Origin of the sequence: Halomonas sp. ND22Bw (genome assembly GCF_003011945.1) — a bacterium.
GTDB classification, from domain to species: domain Bacteria; phylum Pseudomonadota; class Gammaproteobacteria; order Pseudomonadales; family Halomonadaceae; genus Halomonas; species Halomonas halophila.
In genome coordinates this window covers 1-505 of the sequence record NZ_PXWD01000104.1, presented here as the reverse complement: position 1 = coordinate 505, position 505 = coordinate 1, and the positions used below count along the sequence as shown (strand labels likewise).

The window sequence follows — 505 nt, the reverse complement described above, 5'->3', positions numbered from 1 at the left end:
GGTTCAGCGTCCCGGTCGAGCCCAAAGGGCCTGAACTTCCCTACCCCGAAAAGGACATCGGACTGGAGCTATGAGCATGACCACATCACCACCGACCTGGGACCAGGTGATCGCCACCAAGCACTGGCACGCCTGCGACCTCGACACTCATACGCTCACGCAATGCAGCCAGCTCGCGCGGCGCGACGATGCGCTCGACTGGGGCGGCGAAACGCTTGCGATGGCCGCGATTTTCGGCCTGACCTACGTCTTACTCCTGCCGCTCACCCGCGCGCTGCGTGCCCTCCGGGTCCGGTCCGAGCCAGCACGATGAGCCTCGCCGACCGCGACTATATGCACGGGCCTCCCCGCATCGGTCGGACCTCGCGGCTCGACACGCCGCCCTGCGACGCGATCGAGGGAACGGCCGAGTATGGCCATCAGGCCCGCAGGAAGCCCGTGGAGCCACGGTCAACCGCACCACGCATGATCGTCCCGCTGACGCGCCGGTTGCGTCAGGCGGGAC

General features: G+C 67.5%; 2 protein-coding genes. Both read left to right on the top strand.

The annotated features are described in order from the left end of the window. Positions 1-70: 70 nt before the first annotated feature. Positions 71-313, top strand: a complete 243-nt coding sequence (locus CVH10_RS17175; RefSeq protein ID WP_010409139.1) for a hypothetical protein — start codon at positions 71-73, stop codon at positions 311-313. Continuing rightward, positions 310-505 (top strand): hypothetical protein (locus CVH10_RS26595; protein ID WP_219924737.1); only part of this gene is annotated, 196 nt, incomplete at its 3' end. The genes CVH10_RS17175 and CVH10_RS26595, both read left to right, overlap by 4 nt.

Bases quoted from the DNA above. Each gene is read 5' to 3' on its own strand.
- CVH10_RS17175 (WP_010409139.1), top strand. From the start codon at position 71: ATGAGCATGACCACATCACCACCGACCTGGGACCAGGTGATCGCCACC.